The 21233-nt window shown below is 54.7% G+C and carries 14 protein-coding genes; 7 read left to right on the top strand and 7 right to left on the bottom strand.

Annotated elements, in window-relative coordinates; genetic code table 11:
• Window positions 1–16 precede the first annotated feature (16 nt).
• Window positions 17–1198, top strand: a complete 1182-nt coding sequence (locus tag METAL_RS05500) for an O-succinylhomoserine sulfhydrylase (RefSeq protein ID WP_005370393.1) — start codon at window positions 17–19, stop codon at window positions 1196–1198.
• A gap of 424 nt (window positions 1199–1622) precedes the next feature.
• On the top strand, window positions 1623–2009 hold the full coding sequence (locus tag METAL_RS05495) for a VOC family protein (RefSeq protein ID WP_005370391.1): 387 nt from the start codon (window positions 1623–1625) through the stop codon (window positions 2007–2009).
• A 650-nt stretch (window positions 2010–2659) separates the two neighbouring features.
• Here the strand turns inward: METAL_RS05495 and METAL_RS05490 are convergent.
• The 4 genes from METAL_RS05490 to METAL_RS05475 form a co-directional block, all read right to left on the bottom strand.
• Complete coding sequence (locus METAL_RS05490) at window positions 2660–3199, bottom strand: REP-associated tyrosine transposase (RefSeq protein WP_005370390.1); 540 nt, start codon at window positions 3197–3199, stop codon at window positions 2660–2662.
• 439 nt (window positions 3200–3638) lie between these two features.
• A complete protein-coding gene (locus tag METAL_RS05485; RefSeq protein WP_005370389.1) occupies window positions 3639–4115 on the bottom strand; it encodes a pilin in 477 nt (158 codons plus the stop codon).
• Window positions 4116–4603: 488 nt separating this feature from the next.
• A complete protein-coding gene (locus METAL_RS05480) occupies window positions 4604–5470 on the bottom strand; it encodes an Rpn family recombination-promoting nuclease/putative transposase (protein WP_005370388.1) in 867 nt (288 codons plus the stop codon).
• 155 nt (window positions 5471–5625) lie between these two features.
• Window positions 5626–6552, bottom strand: a complete 927-nt coding sequence (locus METAL_RS05475) for an Rpn family recombination-promoting nuclease/putative transposase (RefSeq protein WP_005370387.1) — start codon at window positions 6550–6552, stop codon at window positions 5626–5628.
• Between the two features lie 982 nt (window positions 6553–7534).
• Between METAL_RS05475 and METAL_RS05470 the strand changes: the two genes are divergently transcribed.
• The 4 genes from METAL_RS05470 to METAL_RS05455 all read left to right on the top strand — a co-directional run bounded on the left by METAL_RS05470 (window position 7535) and on the right by METAL_RS05455 (window position 12169).
• Entirely contained in the window at window positions 7535–9034 is a 1500-nt protein-coding gene (locus tag METAL_RS05470; protein ID WP_005370386.1) for a hypothetical protein, read from the top strand.
• Window positions 9035–9551: 517 nt separating this feature from the next.
• The gene (locus METAL_RS05465; RefSeq protein ID WP_005369238.1) at window positions 9552–10508 is read left to right on the top strand and encodes an IS5 family transposase; all 957 of its coding nucleotides are present in this window, start codon (window positions 9552–9554) and stop codon (window positions 10506–10508) included.
• A 156-nt stretch (window positions 10509–10664) separates the two neighbouring features.
• The gene (locus tag METAL_RS05460; protein WP_051040325.1) at window positions 10665–10946 is read left to right on the top strand and encodes a hypothetical protein; all 282 of its coding nucleotides are present in this window, start codon (window positions 10665–10667) and stop codon (window positions 10944–10946) included.
• Between the two features lie 110 nt (window positions 10947–11056).
• Window positions 11057–12169, top strand: coding sequence for a hypothetical protein (locus METAL_RS05455; protein ID WP_036304447.1), 1113 nt, complete (start codon window positions 11057–11059; stop codon window positions 12167–12169).
• Window positions 12170–12223: 54 nt separating this feature from the next.
• On the opposite strand, the gene METAL_RS05450 is transcribed toward METAL_RS05455, so the two are convergent.
• A complete protein-coding gene (locus tag METAL_RS05450; RefSeq protein WP_005370383.1) occupies window positions 12224–15076 on the bottom strand; it encodes an EAL domain-containing protein in 2853 nt (950 codons plus the stop codon).
• A gap of 31 nt (window positions 15077–15107) precedes the next feature.
• Window positions 15108–15929, bottom strand: a complete 822-nt coding sequence (locus METAL_RS05445; protein ID WP_245549472.1) for a PEP-CTERM/exosortase system-associated acyltransferase — start codon at window positions 15927–15929, stop codon at window positions 15108–15110.
• A 579-nt stretch (window positions 15930–16508) separates the two neighbouring features.
• On the opposite strand from METAL_RS05445, the gene METAL_RS05440 reads away from it, so the two are divergent.
• Window positions 16509–18650: a sodium-translocating pyrophosphatase gene (locus METAL_RS05440; RefSeq protein WP_005370380.1), complete on the top strand. Its 2142-nt coding sequence runs from the start codon at window positions 16509–16511 to the stop codon at window positions 18648–18650.
• A 467-nt stretch (window positions 18651–19117) separates the two neighbouring features.
• Here METAL_RS05440 and pnp read toward each other — a convergent pair whose 3' ends face one another.
• The gene (gene pnp, locus METAL_RS05435; protein WP_005370379.1) at window positions 19118–21199 is read right to left on the bottom strand and encodes a polyribonucleotide nucleotidyltransferase; all 2082 of its coding nucleotides are present in this window, start codon (window positions 21197–21199) and stop codon (window positions 19118–19120) included.
• Between the last annotated feature and the right edge of the window lie 34 nt (window positions 21200–21233).

Genomic DNA, 21233 nt, shown 5'->3' with positions numbered 1-21233 from the left:
GGAGTCCCGACAAACCATGAAAGACATCGACTGGAGCGACTACTCCCTCGAAACCCAAGCCATCCGCGCCGGCCATCGCCGCACCCCTGAAGGCGAACACAGCATCCCGATTTTCCCGACTTCCAGCTATGTCTTCAACAGCGCGGAGGAAGCGTCGCTGCGCTTTACCGGCCAACTGCCCGGCAACGTGTATTCGCGCTTCACGAACCCGACCGTGACCGCCTTCCAGGAACGGCTGGCCCTGATGGAAAAAGGCGAACGCTGCCTCGCGTTCGCATCGGGCATGGCCGCGATCATGGCGGTCGGAATGGGTATTCTGAAAGCCGGCGATCATGTGGTCTGTTCGCGCGGCGTGTTCGGCAATACCGTGCTGTTGTTCCAGAACTACTTCGGCAAATTCGGCGTCGAGACCGACTTCGTCGATTTGACCGATTCCGCCGCCTGGGAAGCCGCGATCCGGCCGAACACGCGTTTTTTATTCCTCGAAACGCCGTCGAATCCGTTGACCGAAATCGCGGACATCGCCGAACTGGCCGGCATCGCGCACCGGCATGGCTGCCTGCTGGTGGTCGACAACTGTTTCTGCACCCCGGCCCTGCAAAAACCGCTGACTCTCGGCGCGGACATCGTGGTGCATTCGGCCACCAAATACCTCGACGGCCACGGCCGCTGCGTCGGCGGCGCGGTCGTCGCCAACAACGAAATCATCGACAAACAGATTTATCCGTACCTGCGCACCGGCGGCGCCACGATGAGCCCCTTCAACGCCTGGACCTTCCTGTCCGGCCTCGAATCGCTCGCGGTCAGAATGAAAGCCCACTGCGACAACGCGCTGGCGCTTGCCCACTGGCTGGAACGGCAGCCCGGCGTCGCCAAAGTCCACCATCCGGGCCTTTCCTCGCATCCGCAACATGCGCTCGCCAAAACCCAGCAAAGCCACTTCGGCGCGATCGTCAGCTTCGAACTGGCCGGCGGCAAGGAACAGGCATGGAAGCTGATCGATGCGACCCAAATGATCTCGATCACCGCCAATCTCGGCGACGTGAAAACCACGATCACTCATCCCGCGACCACCACGCACGGCCGCCTGACGCCGGAAGCGCGCGCCGCGGCCGGTATCCGGGACGGTTTGGTCAGGGTTTCGGTCGGGCTCGAGCATATCGAAGATATCAAGCGGGATATCAACCGGGGTTTGTAGAGCGCAATCTGTCGTTTGATTTCGCGTAAGCGTTCACCTCCCTTTGAAAAAGGAAGATCGAAGGGGAATTCAGTTTAGAAAATCTCCCCTAGCCCCTCTTTTTCAAAGAGGAGAACCCATAGCGGGACGGGATTTGCAATCAACGCCGTTAAGTTAAGAGGGAATACCCTGTAGGGTGGATAAGCGAAGCGCATCCACCGCACGGACGCCGGATGCGCTTCCTTATCCAGCCTACCGAATTCCTTAACTTAACGGCATTGTATTTACAATCCCCTCCACACCGTTTTGCGGCTGCCGGCACCCTCAAGTTCTGGAAAATCCTGGAACAACACAGTTCACCCGTCGTCACAAAAATAGTTCGGTTTTAAAAATCCCCCCGGAAAAGTATAATTCCGGCATCGCCTTTGCTTCCCTTTATCTTAATATGTCAATCCAATTCCTGACCTTACACCATGCCAGCCTGATCGTTTCGGATACCGAAAAATCCTTGCCGTTCTACAGGGACGTGCTGGGGCTCAAGCAAATCGAACGGCCGCCGCTGCCGTTTCCGGGCGCCTGGCTGCAAATCGGCGCCTCTCCATCCCAGCAGATACACCTGCTCGAACTCGACAATCCGGACCCGACCACCGGCCGTCCCGAACACGGCGGCCGCGACCGCCACGTCGCGCTAACGGTCGCCTCGCTGGATCCGGTGCTGGAATCGCTGGAAAAAAATCAGGTTTCCTATTCGCTCAGCAAATCGGGCCGCAGAGCGCTGTTCTGCCGCGACCGCGACGGCAACGCAATCGAATTCATCGAACAGCCGCAATAACCTGCCTATCATTTGGGAAAGAAGTAGGCCGGCGGATCGCCTGACGGCATCCGCCCTACGCGCTTCCAAGGAGTAGGTCGGGCAACAGCTCCACCGTTGCCCGACATTGAGCTGGCCATCATACGCCGTGGTGGCGATGATTCACCGTCCACGGTGCAATAGTTGAAAAGTCGGGCACAAAAAACGTGCCCGACCTACTATTCACCGAATACAGTATTAATTAAACCGAAGAGTTTATAGGAGTAGGTCGGGCAACAGCTCCACCGTTGCCCGACATTGGGCTGGCCATCATGCGCCGTGATGGCGATGATTCACCGTCCACGGTGCAATGGGGCGTTGATCTTCCAAGGAGTAGGTCGGGCAACAGCTCCACCGTTGCCCGACATTGGACTGGCCATCATACGCCGTGGTGGCGATGATTCACCGTCCACGGTGCAATAGTTGAAAAGTCGGGCACAAAAAGCGTGCCCGACCTACTATTCACCGAATACAGTATTAATTAAACCGAAGAGTTTATAGGAGTAGGTCGGGCAACAGCTCCACCGTTGCCCAACATTGGACTGGCCATCATGCGCCGTGATGGCGATGATTCATCGTCCACGGTGCAATAGGGCGTTGAAAAGTCGGGCACAAAAAGCGTGCCCGACCTACTATTCACCGAAATGTTGATCTTCCAAGCCCGCCGCCACTCCTGCCCAATCCGAAGGATAAACGCCAAGATGGATGAAACGGTGAAAACTTGAATAGGGCCAATCCCCCGCGCGCAAAACCAAGCCGTGTTTCACGGGATTCCAATGGATATAGTCGCAGTGTTTTTCGAAATCACGGTCGTTGCGAATTTGATGTTCCCAATAGCGCGGTTGCCAGATGGTTTGGGCGCGTTTACGTCGTTGCGCACGGGATGGCAGTGATTTGTAGACGTCCGGGCAATGGCGGGTGAAATGCTTTTTGATGGCGCTCCAGCGCATTGGGTAATTTTTGTCGCCGGGCGGCAACGTCCAAATGCAATGCAGATGGTCAGGCAGCAGCACAAAGGCGTCAATCGTAAAGGGATGAGCGGATTTTACCGTGCGGAAGGCCGTGCGCAATAATTCGACGTTTTCCGGCACGCACAGAAATTTTTGCCGCCGATACGTCACCACGGTAAAAAAATAGGTACCTCCGGGCGTTTGAGCGCGACGGTATTGCATTAAAAATTCCCACGAAATTGAACATGCACATCAATTAAAGCACAGTTTCCACAAAAAAAAGTAGGTCAGGCAACAGCTTCACCGTTACCCGACGTTGGGTTGGCCATCATGCGCGGTGATAGCGATGATTCATCGTTCTCGATGCGATGGGGCGTTAAAACGTCGGGCACAAAAGCGTGCCCGGCCGGCATGATCGAGGCCGCATAAAAAACCACCCGGGCCGACAAACAGCGCGGGTGGTTTTTTCAGGTCAAACACCGTGAGTATTGGAAAAGTCGGGCAACGATGAAACCGTTGCCCGACCTACCCGGCTCAGGGCCGCATAAAAAACCACCCGGGCCGGTAAACAGCGCGGGTGGTTTTTTCAGGTCAAACATATAGTGGGTATTGGAAAAGTCGGGCAACGATGAAGCTGTTGCCCGACCTACCCGGCTCAGCGTTAACCTTCACCGCCCTCACCACCGCCACCTGCAACGGCACCTGCATTACGGCATTGCGCTGGCGCATATTTGTAGCTCTCAGCCGGAACTGTGCATGCCCACGCTATGGTTCCATCCCCGTTAACAACAGGCGTCAATGTCAATGTAAAGTCACCAGCCTTTGTGGTAGTTGCTACCGTAATTACTCCACTTGCGTCAGCACAACCTGAACTTTTAACGTTTTCTGTGGCAGTAGCAAGAGTGGTAACGCCGTTGCATGCGCCTGCTGCAATTACACCACCATTATTAGAAATATTTTCGGCTACAGTCGCTTTCATACTTGATGCGGCGACAAGAGCTTCTGACGCACGCGCACGTATGGTGTAATCCTTATAAGCCGGAATCGCAACCGCCGCCAGGATGCCGATGATCGCAATCACGATCATTAATTCGATTAAAGTAAAACCTTGTTGTTTTTGTACGGGAATATTTTTCATGGTAATTTCCTCTTTGAATGGGTCATTGTTGAAAACAACTCAACAAAAGCAGGTTATGTGCCAAATATTCAATATCCCACGCTCAAGCGTGAATCATGAAAAATTTCATTTCAAAAACAATTCGTTATACTCCACCGTTTTTTTAAAAGGCATTTTTTCATTGCCGGGAAAACCGTTTGAAGAATCATCGCTTCGGCAATTGACAAAAAACGGCATCGTTTTGTGACGCTTTTTGTCAGTAAGGAATCCCCGCCACCCAATGACAACCGCCGAACATAACCGGGTAGGTCGGGCACGCTTTTTGTGCCCGACTTTTCAACGCCCAATAGGTCCGTGGATGATGGATCATCACCATCACGGCGCATAATGGCCAACCCAGCGTCGGGCAACGATGGAGCTGTTGCCCGACCTACCCGACTGACGCTGCATCGCGGCGGATTGCCTCGCGGCGAATCCGTCCTACAAAAGGGCGGAGCCTGGCGGCGGGCTTACCGCTTTTGAACGATTTGTTGAATTTCCGATTCGGATAAGCCGGTTATGTTGGCGATCTCGTCTCGATCCACGCCGGACGCATGCAGCTTGAGCGCAATTTGTGTTTTGGCTTCATATAATCCTTCCGCTTTGCCTAACTCCAGGCCTTTATCCATTGCCGAGGCAATCTTGCTCTCCACGTCGGCCAACGCCTGCATGCGCACTTCGTAAATCCGCCGTTCTTCTTCATCGAACATGCGGTCCACCGCGCTGACCGCTTTGACGATCGCGTTGTCCTCCGCCAATTCTTTCGGAATCTTGTGTTTGTCCAATTGATGCGCCTTGGTCAAAAACGTGCTCCAGCGGTCCAGCGCGGTCACGATTTGTGCACCGGTTTTGGTGAATTTTCTGAGTTCGATGTAATGCAGTTCGAATACGTCGTGCAGTTTGTCGTCTTTGCCGGTTGCGGTATTGATGATCTTGTAAATGGTATGGAATTCGTCGGTTCCCGGAACGAAATTGAAATCCAAGATGTTGATGCTGATCGTTTTTTTTAACTCTTTGAACATCGCGCCTTCGCTGAGCTGTTCGGTGACCAACTTGGCCCAGTAATAGATCGCGCGTTTGTCGAAGTTGTAATCTTCGCTGATCTGCATTTCGATGTTGTACCAACGGCCTTTTTCACTCTTCGCCTTGATGTCGAGAATCGATATCTTGCCGGCCTGATAATCGGCCAGGTTGTAGGGGTTTTTCAGTTCGACGTCCGCGACCCGGTCTTCTTCGGACACGATCGCGTTGATCAACGATATGAGGAGGTCTTTGTTTTCTTCGCTGCCGAACAGCTTTTTAAACGCGAAGTCGACGCGCGGGTTGATGATACACATGGGAATGTCTCGTTACAGCGGGGCAATACCGCCATTATCGCGTTCGCGCGGTGGAAAGGCAATCGGCCGGGCGGTGTCTTTTGCGCCCGACTTTTCGGCGCATGATGGCTAACCCAACGCCGGGCAACGGTGGAGCTGTTGCCCGACTTACTCGGCTACAGATTTTGAACGATTTGTTGAATGTCCGGCTTGGATAAGCCGGTGAGGTTGGCGATGGCGTCTTGATCCATCCCGGAGGCATGCAGCTTGAGAGCGATTTGTTTTTTGGCTTCATATAAACCTTCCTCTTTGCCTTCCGCTCGGCCTTGCTCTTTGCCTTCCGCTCGGCCTTCTTCCCTGCCTTTCGCTTTGCCCAACTCCAAGCCTTTATCCATTGCCGAAGCAATCTTGCTCTCCACCTCGGCCAACGCCTGCATGCGTACTTCGTAAATTTTGCGTTCGTCTTCGTCGAACATGCGGTCCACCGCGCTGACCGCTTTGACGATCGCTCGGTCTTCCGCCAATTCTTTCGGGATTTTGTGTTTGTCCAACTGGTGCGCCTTGGTCAAAAACGTGCTCCAACGGTCGAGCGCGGTGACGATTTGCGCGCCGGTTTTGGTGAATTTTCTGAGTTCGATGTAATGCAGTTCGAACACGTCGTGCAATTTGTCGTCCTTGCCGGTTGCGGTATTGATGATTTTGTAGATGTTGTGGAATTCGTCGATGTCCGGCACGAAATTGAAATCCAAGATGTTGATGCTGATGGTTTTTTTCAGTTCCTTGAACATCATGCCTTCGCTGAGCTGTTCGGTGACCAGCTTGGCCCAGTAATAGATCGCGCGTTTGTCGAAATAATAATCCTCGCTGATTTGCATTTCGATGTTGTACCAGCGGCCATTTTCACTCTTGGCTTTGATGTCGAGAATCGATATTTTGCCGGCCTGATAGTCGGCCAGGTTGTAGGGGTTTTTCAGTTCGACGTCCGCGACCCGGTCTTCTTCGGACACGATCGCGTTGATCAACGATATGAGGAGGTCTTTGTTTTCTTCGCTGCCGAACAGCTTTTTAAAGGCGAAGTCGACGCGCGGGTTGATGATGCACATGGGTATGACTCGTTAAGGCGGGGCAAGGTTGTCATTATCGCGTTCGCCCGGCTGAAAGGCAACTGGTCGTGCAGCCGCGTACACCTAACGCCGGACAGGGCATAGCCGGGTAGGTCGGGCACGCTTTTTGTGCCCGGCTTTTCAATGCCCAATAGGTCCGTGGATGGATCATTGTAACCGCGACGCATAATGGCCAACCCAGCGTCGGGCAACGATGGAGCTGTTGCCCGACCTACCCGACCTACCCGACTGACGCTGCATCGAGGCGACTTGTCGTTAACCACGCCAAGCGTTATGAAGCCGGGTAGGTCGGGCACGCTTTTTGTGCCCGACTTTTCAACGCCCAATGGGTCCGTGGAGGGATCATTGTAACCGCGGCGCATAATGGCCAACCCAGCGTCGGGCAACGATGGAGCTGTTGCCCGACCTACCCGACTGACGCTGCATCGCGGCGACTTGCCGTTAACCACGCCAAGCGTTATGAAGCCGGGTAGGTCGGGCACGCTTTTTGTGCCCGACTTTTCAATGCCCAATGGGTCCGTGGAGGGATCATTGTAACCGCGACGCATAATGGCCAACCCAGCGTCGGGCAACGATGGAGCTGTTGCCCGACCTACCCGACTGACGCTGCATCGAGGCGACTTGCCGTTAACCACGCCAAGCGTTATGAAGAGCACAGTTGTAGGGCGTTTTCGCGATAGCAAAACGCCAACAGGCTTCAAAGCGATGGCGGATTGCCTGGCGGCGAATCCGCCCTACAAAAGGCTCAGAAGTAGAATGATTGCAAGGCTGCGCGGGCGGAATAAATACCCCGCTCCCGCCCGGTGTGCAGTCATAAAAAATATATTTTTGATAGCGTTTGCCGATTGCGAATTCAGAGCTGTGCTATGCTTTTCTCATCCATTATCTCCATTTGGCTTTGTTAACCGGCGGTACCGCTGCCGTGTTTTACACTTGAGTCACTCCCATTGCAGAGCGCCTTATGCAGAAATTCCACCCGTTGCCATTTGAAACCACCACGGCCTCCATCGGCAGCTGGCTGCTTTCCCTCGATCGAGTGGTTCCCGCCGAGAAAATCAATTTGCTCAGCGGGGTATTGAATGAATTGGCGAAATCCCCTATCGAAAAAAGCGCCTTGTTTCTGACCCTGGACAAGCTGACCGAAACCGTTTTGCTGTTATCCAAATTATTGGAGCACCATGCCAGAAAGTCGGCCGACTCGCCGGATAAAGCCCAAAAGCGGATGGCCGCCGCGATCAAATTGCCGAGAAAATTGAGCTTCGCCTATGCGCAATTAGCGCGTGAAAACACCCTCCCCCGCTCCCAACAAGCGGTTTGCGCGTATAGAGCGATGCAGATTTTGTCGCTGCTAAATAAGCGCAATACTTTGTTTTATGCCGCTCAGGATTTGACGATCTGGAAAAAATTCGCGAATTTGTATCTGCTGGCGGAAACGAATCAATGGCTGATGCTGAAATTCGATGACCGAATTCCGGGAATGCCCCATTATCCGACGATCGACGCGCTCGTAAAGCATGCGCTGCTCTTCCATTCGTGCCATCCTTGCCGGTACGACGGCACGGCGATAACGGCCATTTTTGACGCTACCGCGAAATTAGCCGAATATGTTCGGCTGGACCCCGGCTCATCGGATTTTGCCCTCTGCCATTGGCGGCCCGACGCGCTGCTTCCTCCCGATTGCATGGATTCGGAAATTCCCGCGAAACGGGTAGTATCGCTGCATACCGGCAAGTTGACGGATTTTCTCGAAAACCATCCGGATCAGGCGGCAAAATTCGCAGCTTACCCCGGCCTCCTGCCCCGCTTGACCGCTTATCATGAAATCCGCCGCTCGCTCGACCCGCTGCATTCCAGGACCTGCGGCTTGATTGTCGGAAGCGCACAAGCCCGGAAGTTTTTAAATATCCTGATCAGCCGCCACCGGGTCATGGAACTCAGCGGCATTCATGAAAGCCATCAGGCTGTAACCCGTCTGGAGCTGATACCGCTGGAGTTCAGAAGTAATCCGGCATCGCTGTCGTCGAAGATTCTGGCTGACTTCAAAAATGTCTCGGCAAGTCAATCCGCGCTGTTCCCTACCAAAGACAGCGCGTTTTGGGTCACCAAAACCGCCAATCTCAAGTGTTCGCAGGACGAACCGGCGATTCTTGTCCAGGAAAGGAAGCCGCCCTGTTTCGCCTTGATACGCCATATCCGGCCGGACAGCAACATCAAGTTTAAAAATCTTTTGCTGGAGAAAATCGACGGAGACGTTTATCCGGTCGAGTTAGGAAAAATTCATGGATTCATTGTCATTCGCCAGAAAAACGTGCGCGCCGAGCTTTTTCTGCCTCCGGCCAGCCGGTACGGAAATACCGCAGTGCTGGCGATCGGCCGGGGAATTATCGATGCTTCGCTCCGGATAGAGAAATTTATCGAATCGAATATGCATTTTGCTCGCTATGAAGTCAGCTTCTGCTGAACCTGGCCTACAAGCCGGCCCGGCCGGTGCAGAAATTCCGGTTTCAAACCGGAGCCGCAATAGAGTCATGTTCCTCACGGCGAAGTAATCGGTATATTGACGCCGAAAGGCTATAATATACCTCCTTTTCCGGTTAGACTTTCTCGGACAATGGGAGTTTTTTCTCGCCTTCCGCTTTATGAATGGAAAAAACTCTCCATATTTCTACTAGACTTGTAGATTTTTATTCTTGTAAGGCATTAAGGAAGTCGAATTGAAAAGGCAGGTTCCCCTCTCAAAAATTACAAGAAGCCGGGTTGCCCTCGCTATTTTGTTGTGCCTTTGGATAGAGAGGGGATATCCGGAATCTGTTCCGAATAAAGTCAGCCCTGACAGCGTTTATATCATTATCAATTCGGCCAATTTTCAACGGCAAATCAGCCAAACCGGTTTGAATGCCATATTTAAGGAAACTCTGAATAAGTCCTACGCCTGGGATAAAATATCCGCAGCTTGCCATTTTCGATAGGTGCCCGCCATGAAGCAACTCGGACTCAGTGCCCCACTGTTTGTGAAGAAACCGAAACAGACTCGGCGGCAGCAATTTCTCCAAGAGATGGAGCAGGTAGTGCCTTGGAGTTTGTGGACGAGCCGGATAGCGCCGCACTACCCGACAGCGGGCCGAGGCCGCCGCCCCTTTCCCTTGGCGACGATGTTGCGCATTCACCTGATGCAGCAGTGGTTCGGCTATTCCGATCCGGCGATGGAGGAAGTATTGCACGACATGCCGCTGCTGCGCGAGTTTGCCGGGCTCGATGCGGGCGAGGACGCCCTGCCGGATGAAACCACGATCCTCAAGTTCCGGCATCTGCTGGAACGCCATCAGTTGGCACAAACCCTATTTGATGAAACGGCGGCGCTGTTGGCCGAAAAAGGCCTGTTGCTACGGCAAGGCACGATCGTCGATGCGACATTAATCGCTGCCCCGCCGTCCACCAAGAACCGGGCGCGCAAACGGGATGCCGAGATGAGTTCGACCAAGAAAGGGAACAATTACCACTTTGGGATGAAGGCGCACATTGGGGTCGATGCCGAGTCGGGGTTAGTGCATACTGTGGAGATGACCACCGCCAAGGTGGCGGATGGGGTCATGACGGAGGCGTTGCTGCACGGCGAGGAACGGGTCGTGCTGGGCGATCGGGCCTATACCCGCAAGGACCGGAATCTGGCGGCGGATCGCCTGGAAGGTGAGCCGGTTTGGGCCTTTCCGTTCAAGCGGGGGAAGGGTGAGGAGTTGCCGGTAGAGCAAGCCCTTCACAACCACATGCTGGCGCCGTTACGCGCCATGGTCGAACATCCGTTCCGGATCGTCAAGCGCCAGTTCGGCTATACCAAAGTGCGTTACCGGGGGCTGTTCAAGAATGCCCAACAACTCTACTTGCTGTTTGCCCTGGGCAATCTTTATCACGTTCGGCAGGCGCTGCAGCCGACCTAGGGAGACCTTTGTCCTTCGCCCTGGAAAACCGAGAACACTGAGTGAAATCACCCCGATAGCGGGCGCTGCCGGGAAGGATTTGCCCATTTTCGGCGAGGTGCCACGGATGTCGCACGGTGTCGCTTATAAAAACCACTTATTCAGAGCTTCCTTAATATGCGTTTGAGACACTGGAGCGATGGTTCTCCGATTACGGTTTACGTACTGCAGGATGAAGATCCGCTGCATAAAACCTTTTGCAAACAGAAATTACGCGTATTTCCCCATCAGATACGCCGCGGCTGGAACAGGCTGGTTTTCAGCGGCACGGGACAGGCCCCGTTAGTGGTCGAAACGAAAGAGGAGATGTTGAAACAAGTCATGGAAACGCCCGGGGCAGTAGGCTACTTGAGCGGTAAGGATTTGACCTCAGCCGTCAAAATATTGGAAATTCAATAGGAAGATAGGCCTTTATGCACTATTCGCCAATACACTTCAAGCATGACTTGTTCTTCGCGTGCTCCTGCATCGCCGCGTTAGCATTCAGTGCATCCACCGCCGCGCAAAACTTGAACATCAACAAATGGTTGCCCGATTCGGTACAGGTGCACGGTTTTCTGTCGCAGGGCTTCATTCATACGAGCAACAACAATTTTTTCGGCCATTCCAAGGACTCGCTTTCGACCGATTTTCGCGAACTGGGCGTTAACGGTTCGTGGAGCGCATTGCCCGATTTGCAATTAGCGCTGCAGGTGGTCTGGCGGGACGCGGGGCAAACGGATGAAGACGGTTTTCGCATCGATTACGGCCTGGCCAACTATAATCTGTTGTCCACCGAATCCTCGCAGCTGGCGATACGCGCCGGCCGAGTACCGACACCGCTCGGTTTTTACAATGAAACCCGCGACGTCGCGTCGACCCGGCCGAGCATTTTCTTGCCGCAATCGATTTATTTCGATCGCAACAGAAATCTGGCGCTGTCCGCCGATGGAGGCTATCTGTATGGCGAGCACCGCACCGACTTCGGAGATTTTTCGTTCAACTTCGGGCTGATCATCCCCCGCACCGACGACCCGGAATTCATGAATACGATTTTGAGAAGGGAATCGGGTGCTTTGGAAGGCGATACTTCCTGGATCGCCCGCTTGGGTTACGAAGCGCCTGACAAGGGAGTCCGCCTGGCAGTAACTTATGCAGAATTCCTTAGCGATTTCCATTCTTCGCAGCAGCCGTCGAACGAAGGCTCATTCCATTTCAGCCCCTTGATCTTGTCGGCCCAGTACAACGCCGAAAAATGGTCTTTGACTGCAGAATATGCGTTGCGCCGCACCCGCCTGGATTACTTCCAACACTCGGACATCGGTTTTACCGGCCAGAGTTATTATCTCCAAGGCACTTACCGTTTCACCGACAAGCTGGAAGGACTCATCCGCTACGACGAATTGGTATGGGATCTTGACGATCAATACGGCTATCGGTATCCCGCGCCGTTGGGCCCCTCCTTTTCCCGCTATGCTCGGGACTGGACGTTCGGCCTGCGTTATGAAATTCTGCCTTCCTTGCTGGCGAGCGCCGAATACCATCACATCAACGGTACCGGCTGGCTGCCGCGTTTGGAAAATCCGCAGCAAGAGGCTCAACGCTGGGATATGTATGCCTTCATGCTTTCGTATAATTTTTGAGAATACGGCATCACTCCGACAAGACCAGCCAGGTTTTAAAAACCTGGCTGGTCTTCACCCGGAAACCGTCACATTTTCCATATGAAACTCGGGATACGGCATGGCTTTGCCGATGCCGTAGCCTTGCGCGTAATCGATGCCCATGTCCGCCAGCCTGTTCAGAATATCCTGATTCTCGACGAACTCGGCAATCGTCTTGATGCCCATCCCTTGCCCTACGCTGTTGATCGCTTTCACGAACAATTGATCTTCACGGCAGTACAAAATATTCTTGATGAATGAGCCGTCGATCTTCAAATAATTGACCGGCAACTGTTTCAAGTAACTCATCGACGAGAAGCCGACGCCGAAATCGTCCAACGCAAAACTGCCGCCGATTCCCTCGATTTGCAAAATCAAATCATGGGCCGCCTGCAGCCTGGTTACCGCCTGCGTTTCGGTCACTTCAAAGATAAAGTGCTTGGCATCCAGGCGGTAACGCTGCAAATACCGGCTAATCACCGAAAAAGCCCCCGGATTGGACAACATTTCGGCGGACAGATTGATCGACAGCTTGATATCGAGGCCTTGTTTCAATAACTCGGCCTGTTTGCTGAACGCCAGTTCGATCACGCGCTGGTCGATTTGATAGATCAGCCCGGTTTGTTCGGCCACCGTGATAAACTGGGCGGGGTGAACGATCTCGCCCCCTTCCCCGACCATTCTGAGCAGACACTCGTAGTGCGTAATCGTGCGGTCGGCAATGCGCATGATCGGCTGGTAATAGAGTACGAAGCGGTTTTCTTCGAGCGCTTTTTCGATTTTGGCCTTCCAGGTGACCCGGCTCTTGATTTCGTTCCGGTTGATATCGGCATGATTGGCCAGCCGCCAACTGCCCCGGCTTTCCTCCTTCGCCCGATACATCGCGATATCCGCCGAGGCGAGCAGGTCATGCGCGCTGCAGTCCCCTTCCGGAAACATCAAGAGGCCGGCACTGACCGAAACCCGATGCTGCTCGCTGCCGACATCGATCACGACCGCCGCCATTTCGCTGCACAATTTCTGCGCCAGCTCCTCGGCCTGTTTTTGATCGACGTCGATGGCCAGAATGATGAATTCGTCGCCGCCGAAGCGCGCGACGATATCCGCTTTGCGCGTAATGTGGAGCAGTTTCTCGGCCACCTTGATCAAGAGTTCATCGCCGACCTGATGGCCGCTGCTGTCGTTGATGTATTTGAATTGATCGATATCGAAGAATACGATCGCGGACGTATGATTTTGGCGAATCGCCAGGTTGATCGCGTGTTCGAGCTCTTTCTCGAACTTGGGGCGGTTGTAAAGGCCGGTCAAAAGATCGTGTTCGGCCAGCCAGGTCAGGCGGTTCTCCGATTTTTTGCGTTCGGTCAGATCGAGGCCGACCACCAGGATTTCATGCGCGGATTCGGCATTCAGCTCTTCGATGAACAGCGGCGACAAATACCACGAAAGATAGAGTTCGGAACCGTCCGCCGCAAAAATCGGGCACTCGAACTGTAGATTCTTGCTCTGCGTCCGTTCGAAAACGCCGTTCGGCGTGCGTACCAGATCGGAAGCCTCGGCGGTGAAAAACAGCTCGGAAAATTGTTTGCCGACCAGATCGCTTGCCGTGTAACCGGTCAATTGCTCGGTAAATTTATTGAGGGTGCGTATCGTGCCGTTATTATCGATGGTCAGAATGATCACCTGCGCCGTGTTGAGCATGTTGTCGATGAAGTTTTTCTCGATCAAAAGCTCCTTCGCCTGATTGAACAATTCCTGAGTGCGCTGATTGACTTGATTATCGAGCGCCTGCAATGTGCCGATGAGTTCATGCGCCGCGCTTTCCAGTACATCGATTTCGTCCTTCAGGAAAGCGTGTTTGGGCGGCAGGATTTGTTTCCCGACATCGCGGTACTGTTTTTTCGCGATCAAAGGGAACACATTGACCAGGCTTTTGAGGCGCCGCGTCGGTCCGATCAACAAAAACAGCAAGACACCGCCGGATAATAAAAGGCTCGACAGCCCGCTCAGCGCATACAGGGCGGTCGCCTTTTTGACGCTGTCCAGCGAATCGCTGACATCTTCGATGATCAACAATCGGGTTTTATGGCTGGTTTCAAACGGCAGCGAAATCAAATCGTAGGTTTTTCCGCCGATTTCGAAAACGGCCGATCCTTGCGGCAATTCCTCGGGATAGCGTTTGCTGATTTCCCTCAGCAATGCCGAGTTTTTTTTAACCTCGGTCATCGCAATCACATTCATCGCCCAAGGCTCCAGCCGTAGAATGCCGAGATTCTCGCCCGGCGAATGCCGGGTCAGAATAGCCGCATCCAGGCCGATCACATTTTTCAATTTCAATACGGTATCGGCCAAATCGACGCCGAAAATGAAAATGCCGAGAAAATCGCCGTCGTGCAAAAACGGGGTCGCGCGAAAATGAATGCAGTGATCCTTGCACAAAATATAATCGTACGCGGTTTCGTTTTTGGCCGTCAGATTGACCCACTCGTCGAACTGCTTTTGATAAGCGCCTCCCCAGTTGCCAAGCATTTTTGCATCCTTGGTAAACAGAAAAACCGAAGTGATCTGCGACTCCAGTTCGATTTGCGGCCAATTCCGGTCGATCGTCCGCTTGATGGCTTTCAATACCTTGTTCGGCGACATCGAAGAATCCAGCAGCCCCGGAATCAGCCAGCCGATATCGATCCGGTCATTCTTGACCTGTTCCAGAATGGCTCCAAATGCCTGGGAGTAAGCGTGATGCAAGCGCGCCCTTTCCTGTTCGTAATTTTTGTTCAGTGTAAATTGTCCGAACAGCACCACGGCGCCGGAAGAGAGGAAGGTAACGAAGCTGACGGAGAGGATGGCTTTCCAGACAAGGCTCAGAAAACGTTGTGTTTTTCTTTCCATAAAGGGAGGATAGGGAGCGTTCGGGCGATAGCTAGTCGATCAGCTCAGATTGTATCGCATCGTAAAGCGCCTGGTAATCGGGACTTAGATTTTTGTAGATAAGTTCTGGGAAAATCAGATACGGCGCACGCAGACCGAAATAATCCGCCGCCTCCCCGATCCGGCTCAAACCGACACCGAACCGCATCAGCAGCCTCGCAAGACGCGGCTCCATCAAGGCGACCCCATAATCGAGTTTTTCTTCCAACATTAAAATCGCTGTCGCAAATATCAGGCAGACCGGCAGGTAATTGATCGGAAATCGTTTATTACTCTGATCCTCGGAAGATTCCTCGTTTCCGAGATCGTAGCTCTTATCGCTTTTCCGGCGCCGGAAGGATGAAAGAATCAGCATTCTGGAGACTTCGCCGGTTTTTCCGCTTCTGATGTCGTGGACTGGCGCCCGGCTGAAATCGAACGGGTTGGGATAGGTTTTTTCAATCGGCAGCGTTTTCGTAGGACTGGCGTCTAGCGGAACCAATCTGACGTTGCCGATGGGTTGACCGCTCGGTTTATGATAAAGCAGCGTATGAATCGAACAAGCATCCCATAAATCGGTTTCTAAACGTTCCTTGCTTAACGCATCGTTCGCGATCATATTTTGCTCTTCAAAATAAACGCGATAGCGTATGTTAAAAGCGATTTTCTTCATTTCAGGGCTCGAGGCCTTGACCATGCAGAAATATTTTTTGTAATGCGACACAAGACTTAAATTACAATCCATTGAATCACCTCGGCTGAACAGGGCAGCACAATTTATAATTGCAGGACTTTGCTGATTTTGATCGAACCGCAGGCTTGCCCTCAGTGGCACTGCACCGGAACCATGGCAATTTCATGCTCCCTAAGTACCTGCACAGGTTCAGGCAGACCAGCAAATCGAAGGCACCCGGTATATTCTTCACCCTGACATGAACCCTCGGAAAAAGCAGACGTATAGGCTAACGACCGCGCAACTGCACTCATGACGCAAGAGGCACGCCGTCGGTCATCTGCCCGGCTGTTTTCATTCCGGTGCATCCAAAGGCGATGGTATCTGAAAGAAGGCATTCATAATCATAATGCACTCCGTCTGAAATTTAAAAGAAAATCACAATCGTGAATTTTTGATTGTGGTTGTTTTAACTTTTCAGTAACCTACCTTCGCTTAAGTAACGGCCGAATATCCGGCCCGCGATCATCACGGGATAATGAACGCGGACGAAGCCGGGCAGGAGCGGGGCAATGCGTTGCTCCATCCTAACGGGCGTAAGGATGAGACGTTTTGAGGAACTTTTACCCTGCCGATCAGGAGCGGGGACCCTACAAACGTTTTTTTCGTCCGTGCCGGCAAAAGCACCGGCCGCTTACCAAGCCATAATCAATAACAATAACTAAAAAACTAGGAGGAACGGTGTTAAGCGCATCGCTGGCGATAGTTATCGCATTACTGACGGGTCTTTTGGGCGTAGTTTACGTCTTGTGGCAATTCAAAATCATTCTCGGCTACGACCGCGGCAATGCCACGATGCAAGCCATCGCCGAAGCTATCCAGGAGGGGGCTTCGGCTTTTCTCAACCGGGAATACCGGGTTCTGGCCGTCTTCGTCGTGATCGTGGCCTTGGTCATTTCATCCTTTTTACACTGGCAGACGGCGCTGTGCTTCATCGTCGGCGCCATCGCCTCCGCCGCCGCGGGTTATCTGGGCATGTACGTCGCGGTGCGGGCCAACGTCAGAACCGCCGCAGCCGCCAGCCGAAGCCTGCACGAAGGCCTCAGGGTCGCGTTCGGCAGCGGCGCGATCATGGGCATGTCGGTGGTCAGCTTCAGCCTGATCGGCATGGCATCGCTTTACTTGATCTTCAACGGCGATCCGAACCAGATGACCTACGTGACCGGTTTCGGCTTCGGCGCCAGCAGCATCGCTCTGTTCGCGCGGGTCGGCGGCGGTATCTTCACCAAGGCGGCCGACGTCGGCGCGGACCTGGTCGGCAAGGTCGAGAAAGGCATACCCGAGGACGACCCGCGCAATCCGGCCGTGATAGCCGATAACGTCGGCGACAACGTGGGCGATGTCGCCGGCATGGGCGCCGACTTGTTCGAAAGCTACAGCGGCTCGATCATCGCGGCCGCGACCCTCGGCGCGACGCTCGGCGGGGACAAAGCCGCCGCCTTTATCGGCCTGCCGTTCCTGGTAGCAGCGGTCGGCATTGTCGCCAGCCTGTTCGGAATCTACATGGTGACCGGCGAGGAGAAAAATGCGAACGAAGCAACTACCAGGATCTATCCCGGCTATTCCTTATGGATTCGCTACAGCCATCATTTACGCCACTTCGTCGCGAAAATCGACGAAAACGCTTCGCTCGAAGATCTGCTGGCGGCGTTGCGCCGTTCAGTCTGGGCCGCATCGGCAGCCATCCTGGCACTCAGCTTGACGACCGTCCTGATTTCCGGCGCCAGCATCAATTACTGGCTGGTGATCCTGGTCGGCCTGGTCGCCGGCAACGGCATCGCCTATGCGACCGAATATTTCACTTCTTACACCGATAAACCGACCCTCATGATCGCGCACGCGACCCAGACCGGCCCCGCGACGACGATCATTCAGGGCATGGCGGTCGGGATGTTGAGTACCTTGCTGCCGGTACTGATCGCCGCGTTCGCGATCCTGATGAGCATCTGGCTCGGCTTCAAGGCCGACGGCACGATCGCCGCCGGCCTGTACGCGGTAGCCTTGTCCGGGGTCGGCATGCTCAGCACGCTCGGGGTGACGCTCGCGACCGACGCTTACGGCCCGGTCGCCGACAATGCCGGCGGGATCGCCGAAATGGCGCATCTGCCGAGCGAAGTCCGCCACCGCACCGATGCGCTCGACAGCCTCGGCAACACCACCGCGGCCACCGGAAAAGGCTTCGCGATCGGCTCGGCGGTGCTGACGGCGCTGGCGCTTTTAGCCGCCTATGTCTCCGCCGCGAAAATCGAGAGCCTGAACATTCTCGGCCCGACCATGCTGCCCGGCATTCTGATCGGCGCGATGATGCCTTATCTGTTTTCCGCGCTGACGATGATGGCGGTCGGCAAGGCCGCGCACGCGATCGTGATGGAAGTGCGGCGACAGTTTCACGAAATTCCGGGCCTGATGGAAGGCAAGGCGCAGCCCGACTATAAGTCCTGCGTGGGCATCAGTACGGAAGGCGCGCTGAAGGAAATGATCCTGCCGGGCGCGCTGGCGGTTGTCGTGCCGCTCGTCGTCGGCCATGTGCTCGGCAAGGAAGCTCTCGCCGGCCTCCTGATCGGCACGATGAGTTCCGGCTTTCTGCTCGCGGTGATGATGGCGAATGCGGGCGGCGCCTGGGACAACGCGAAGAAATGGATCGAAACCGGACAATACGGCGGCAAAGGCTCGGATGCGCATAAAGCCGCGGTCGTCGGCGACACCGTCGGCGACCCGTTCAAGGACACCAGCGGCCCGTCGCTGAATATCCTGATCAAGCTGATGACGATCGTCAGTCTGGTGTTCGCGACTTCGTTCGGATCGGGGTGGCTGAGTTTCTAAGGCATTTTCATATCGCGTGTAGGGAAGTCCTCACCTTCTGAAGGGTGCCCTGCCGTTGCCCCGTAGGGTACGCTGTGCGTACCTTTTGACATTGAGGGTACGCACAGCGTACCCTACGGGCTGAACCCGTAAGATACAGGTGCCGGACGGGATATTTATGCCGTCCGCAACGTTTAAAGAGGGACGGACAGGTGAGGATGATTTTATGTCTGGAGCACAAAGCTGGCTTTGTTACTCCGTTTCGTCATTTGCAAAGCCAGCGTTGCAACGCCTCGGGGCTAAGCTTAACGGCATGGGTTATAAACCCCATCCCGCTCGGAGCTATTTTCTGTAGGGTACGCTGTGCGTACCATTGGGGGTGAAAAGGTACGCACAGCGTACCCTACAAAATCTTACGGACGGCGCCTATGGCCGGAGGAAACAAAAAAGGGCCTTCCGGCCCTTTTTGCAAACCGAAGCGGAAAAGCTTATTCTTCCTTTTCCGCTTCTTTCATACTCAGGCGAACGCGGCCCTGGCGGTCGATTTCGAGTACCTTGACCCGAACCACGTCGCCCTCGGACAGCTTGTCGCTGACCTTGTCGACATGCTCGTTCGAGATTTGCGAGATGTGCACCAGGCCATCTTTGCCGGGCAGGATCGTCACGAACGCGCCAAAGTCCATCAGGCGCACGACTTTGCCTTCGTAAATCTTGCCGACTTCGACCTCGGCGGTAATCTCTTCGATCAGACGGCGCGCTTCTTCGCCGGCCGCCTTGTCGACCGAGGCGATCTTGACGACGCCGTCGTCGGTCAGGTCGACGCTTGCGCCGGTAATTTCGGTAATGCCGCGGATGGTCGCGCCGCCCTTGCCGATCACTTCGCGGATCTTGCTCGGATCGATCTTGAAGGTGATGATGCGCGGCGCGTAGTCGGACATGTGTTCGCGCGCGGCCGGCAATACCTTGTTCATCTCGCCGAGGATGTGGATACGTCCGGTCTTCGCCTGCGCGAGCGCAGTCTTCATGATCTCGGCGGTGATGCCGTCGATCTTGATGTCCATTTGCAGCGCGGTGATCCCGTCGGCGGTACCCGCGACTTTGAAATCCATGTCGCCGAGATGGTCTTCGTCGCCCATGATGTCGGACAGGACCGCGTAATCGTCGCCTTCCTTGATCAGCCCCATCGCGATGCCGGCCACCGGCGCCTTGATCGGCACGCCGGCGTCCATCAGCGCCAGGCTGCTGCCGCAAACCGACGCCATCGAACTGGAGCCATTCGATTCGGTGATTTCGGAGACGACGCGGATCACATACGGAAATTCTTCCATGACCGGCAACACGGCCAATACACCGCGCTTGGCCAGGCGACCGTGGCCGATTTCGCGGCGCTTCGGAGAGCCGACGAAGCCGGTTTCGCCGACGCTGAACGGCGGGAAGTTGTAGTGCAGCATGAACAGCTCTTTGTATTCGCCGGTCAATGCGTCGATGATCTGCGCATCGCGCTGGGTACCCAGCGTCGCGACGACCAGCGCCTGCGTTTCGCCGCGGGTGAACAGGGCGGAACCGTGGGTTCTCGGCAGTACGCCGGTCCGGATCGTGATCGGGCGAACCGAATCGAGCGTACGTCCGTCGATGCGACGTTTCTCGCTCAGAATCGCCTGGCGGACGATGTTGTATTCGAGATTTTCGATGATGTGGCGGATCGCGTTTTCGGTATATTCGCCCAGTGCGGTAAATTTCTCGATCGCCGCGGTGCGGATCACTTTCAGACGATCCTGCCGAACCAGCTTTTCGGCGATCCGGTAGGCTTCCTGGATGCCTTCCTCGACTTCGGCGGTCACCAGGCGCACCAGCTCGGCATCGGCATCGGGAGCGGTCCATTCGACCACGCCGGCGCCGGCCGCGGCCGCGAATGCGTTGATCGCGTTGATCGCGGTCTGCATTTGTTCATGGCCGAACAACACCGCGCCGAGCATTTCGTCTTCGGTCAGGCCGTCGGCTTCGGATTCGACCATCAGTACCGCATTGGCGGTGCCGGCAACGACCAGTTGCAGGCGCGAATCCTTCAACGCCGCCGGCGCCGGATTCAACAGATATTGGCCGTCCTTGAAACCGACGCAAGCCGCGCCGACCGGGCCGTTGAACGGCAGTCCGGAAACCGCCAGCGCCGCGGAAGCGCCGAGCAGGGCGGGAATTTCGGTATCGACTTCCGGATTCAGCGAGATGACGGTGGCGATGATCTGGACTTCGTCCGTGTAACCTTCAGGGAAGAGCGGGCGTATCGGCCGGTCGATCAAACGCGAAATCAGCGTTTCCTGTTCGGACGGGCGGCCCTCCCGCTTGAAAAAACCGCCGGGGATTTTACCGGCCGCATAGGATTTTTCCTGATAATTCACCGTCAGCGGAAAAAAGTCGTTGCCGCCTGTGTCTTTTTTGCTAACGACGGTCACCAATAATGAGGTGCCTTCGACATCGATGATCACGGCGCCGTGGGCCTGGCGAGCAATTTCACCGGTTTCCAACGTAACGGTGCGATCGCCGTACTGAAATTCTTTCCTGATAGGATTCACTATTAGGTTCCTTTGCGTAGATATTGTTGAGTTA

Source organism: Methylomicrobium album BG8, from assembly GCF_000214275.2.
Lineage (GTDB): Bacteria > Pseudomonadota > Gammaproteobacteria > Methylococcales > Methylomonadaceae > Methylomicrobium > Methylomicrobium agile.
Note: the sequence above shows the minus strand (reverse complement) of the source record. Positions and strands in the feature narration are given on the sequence as shown.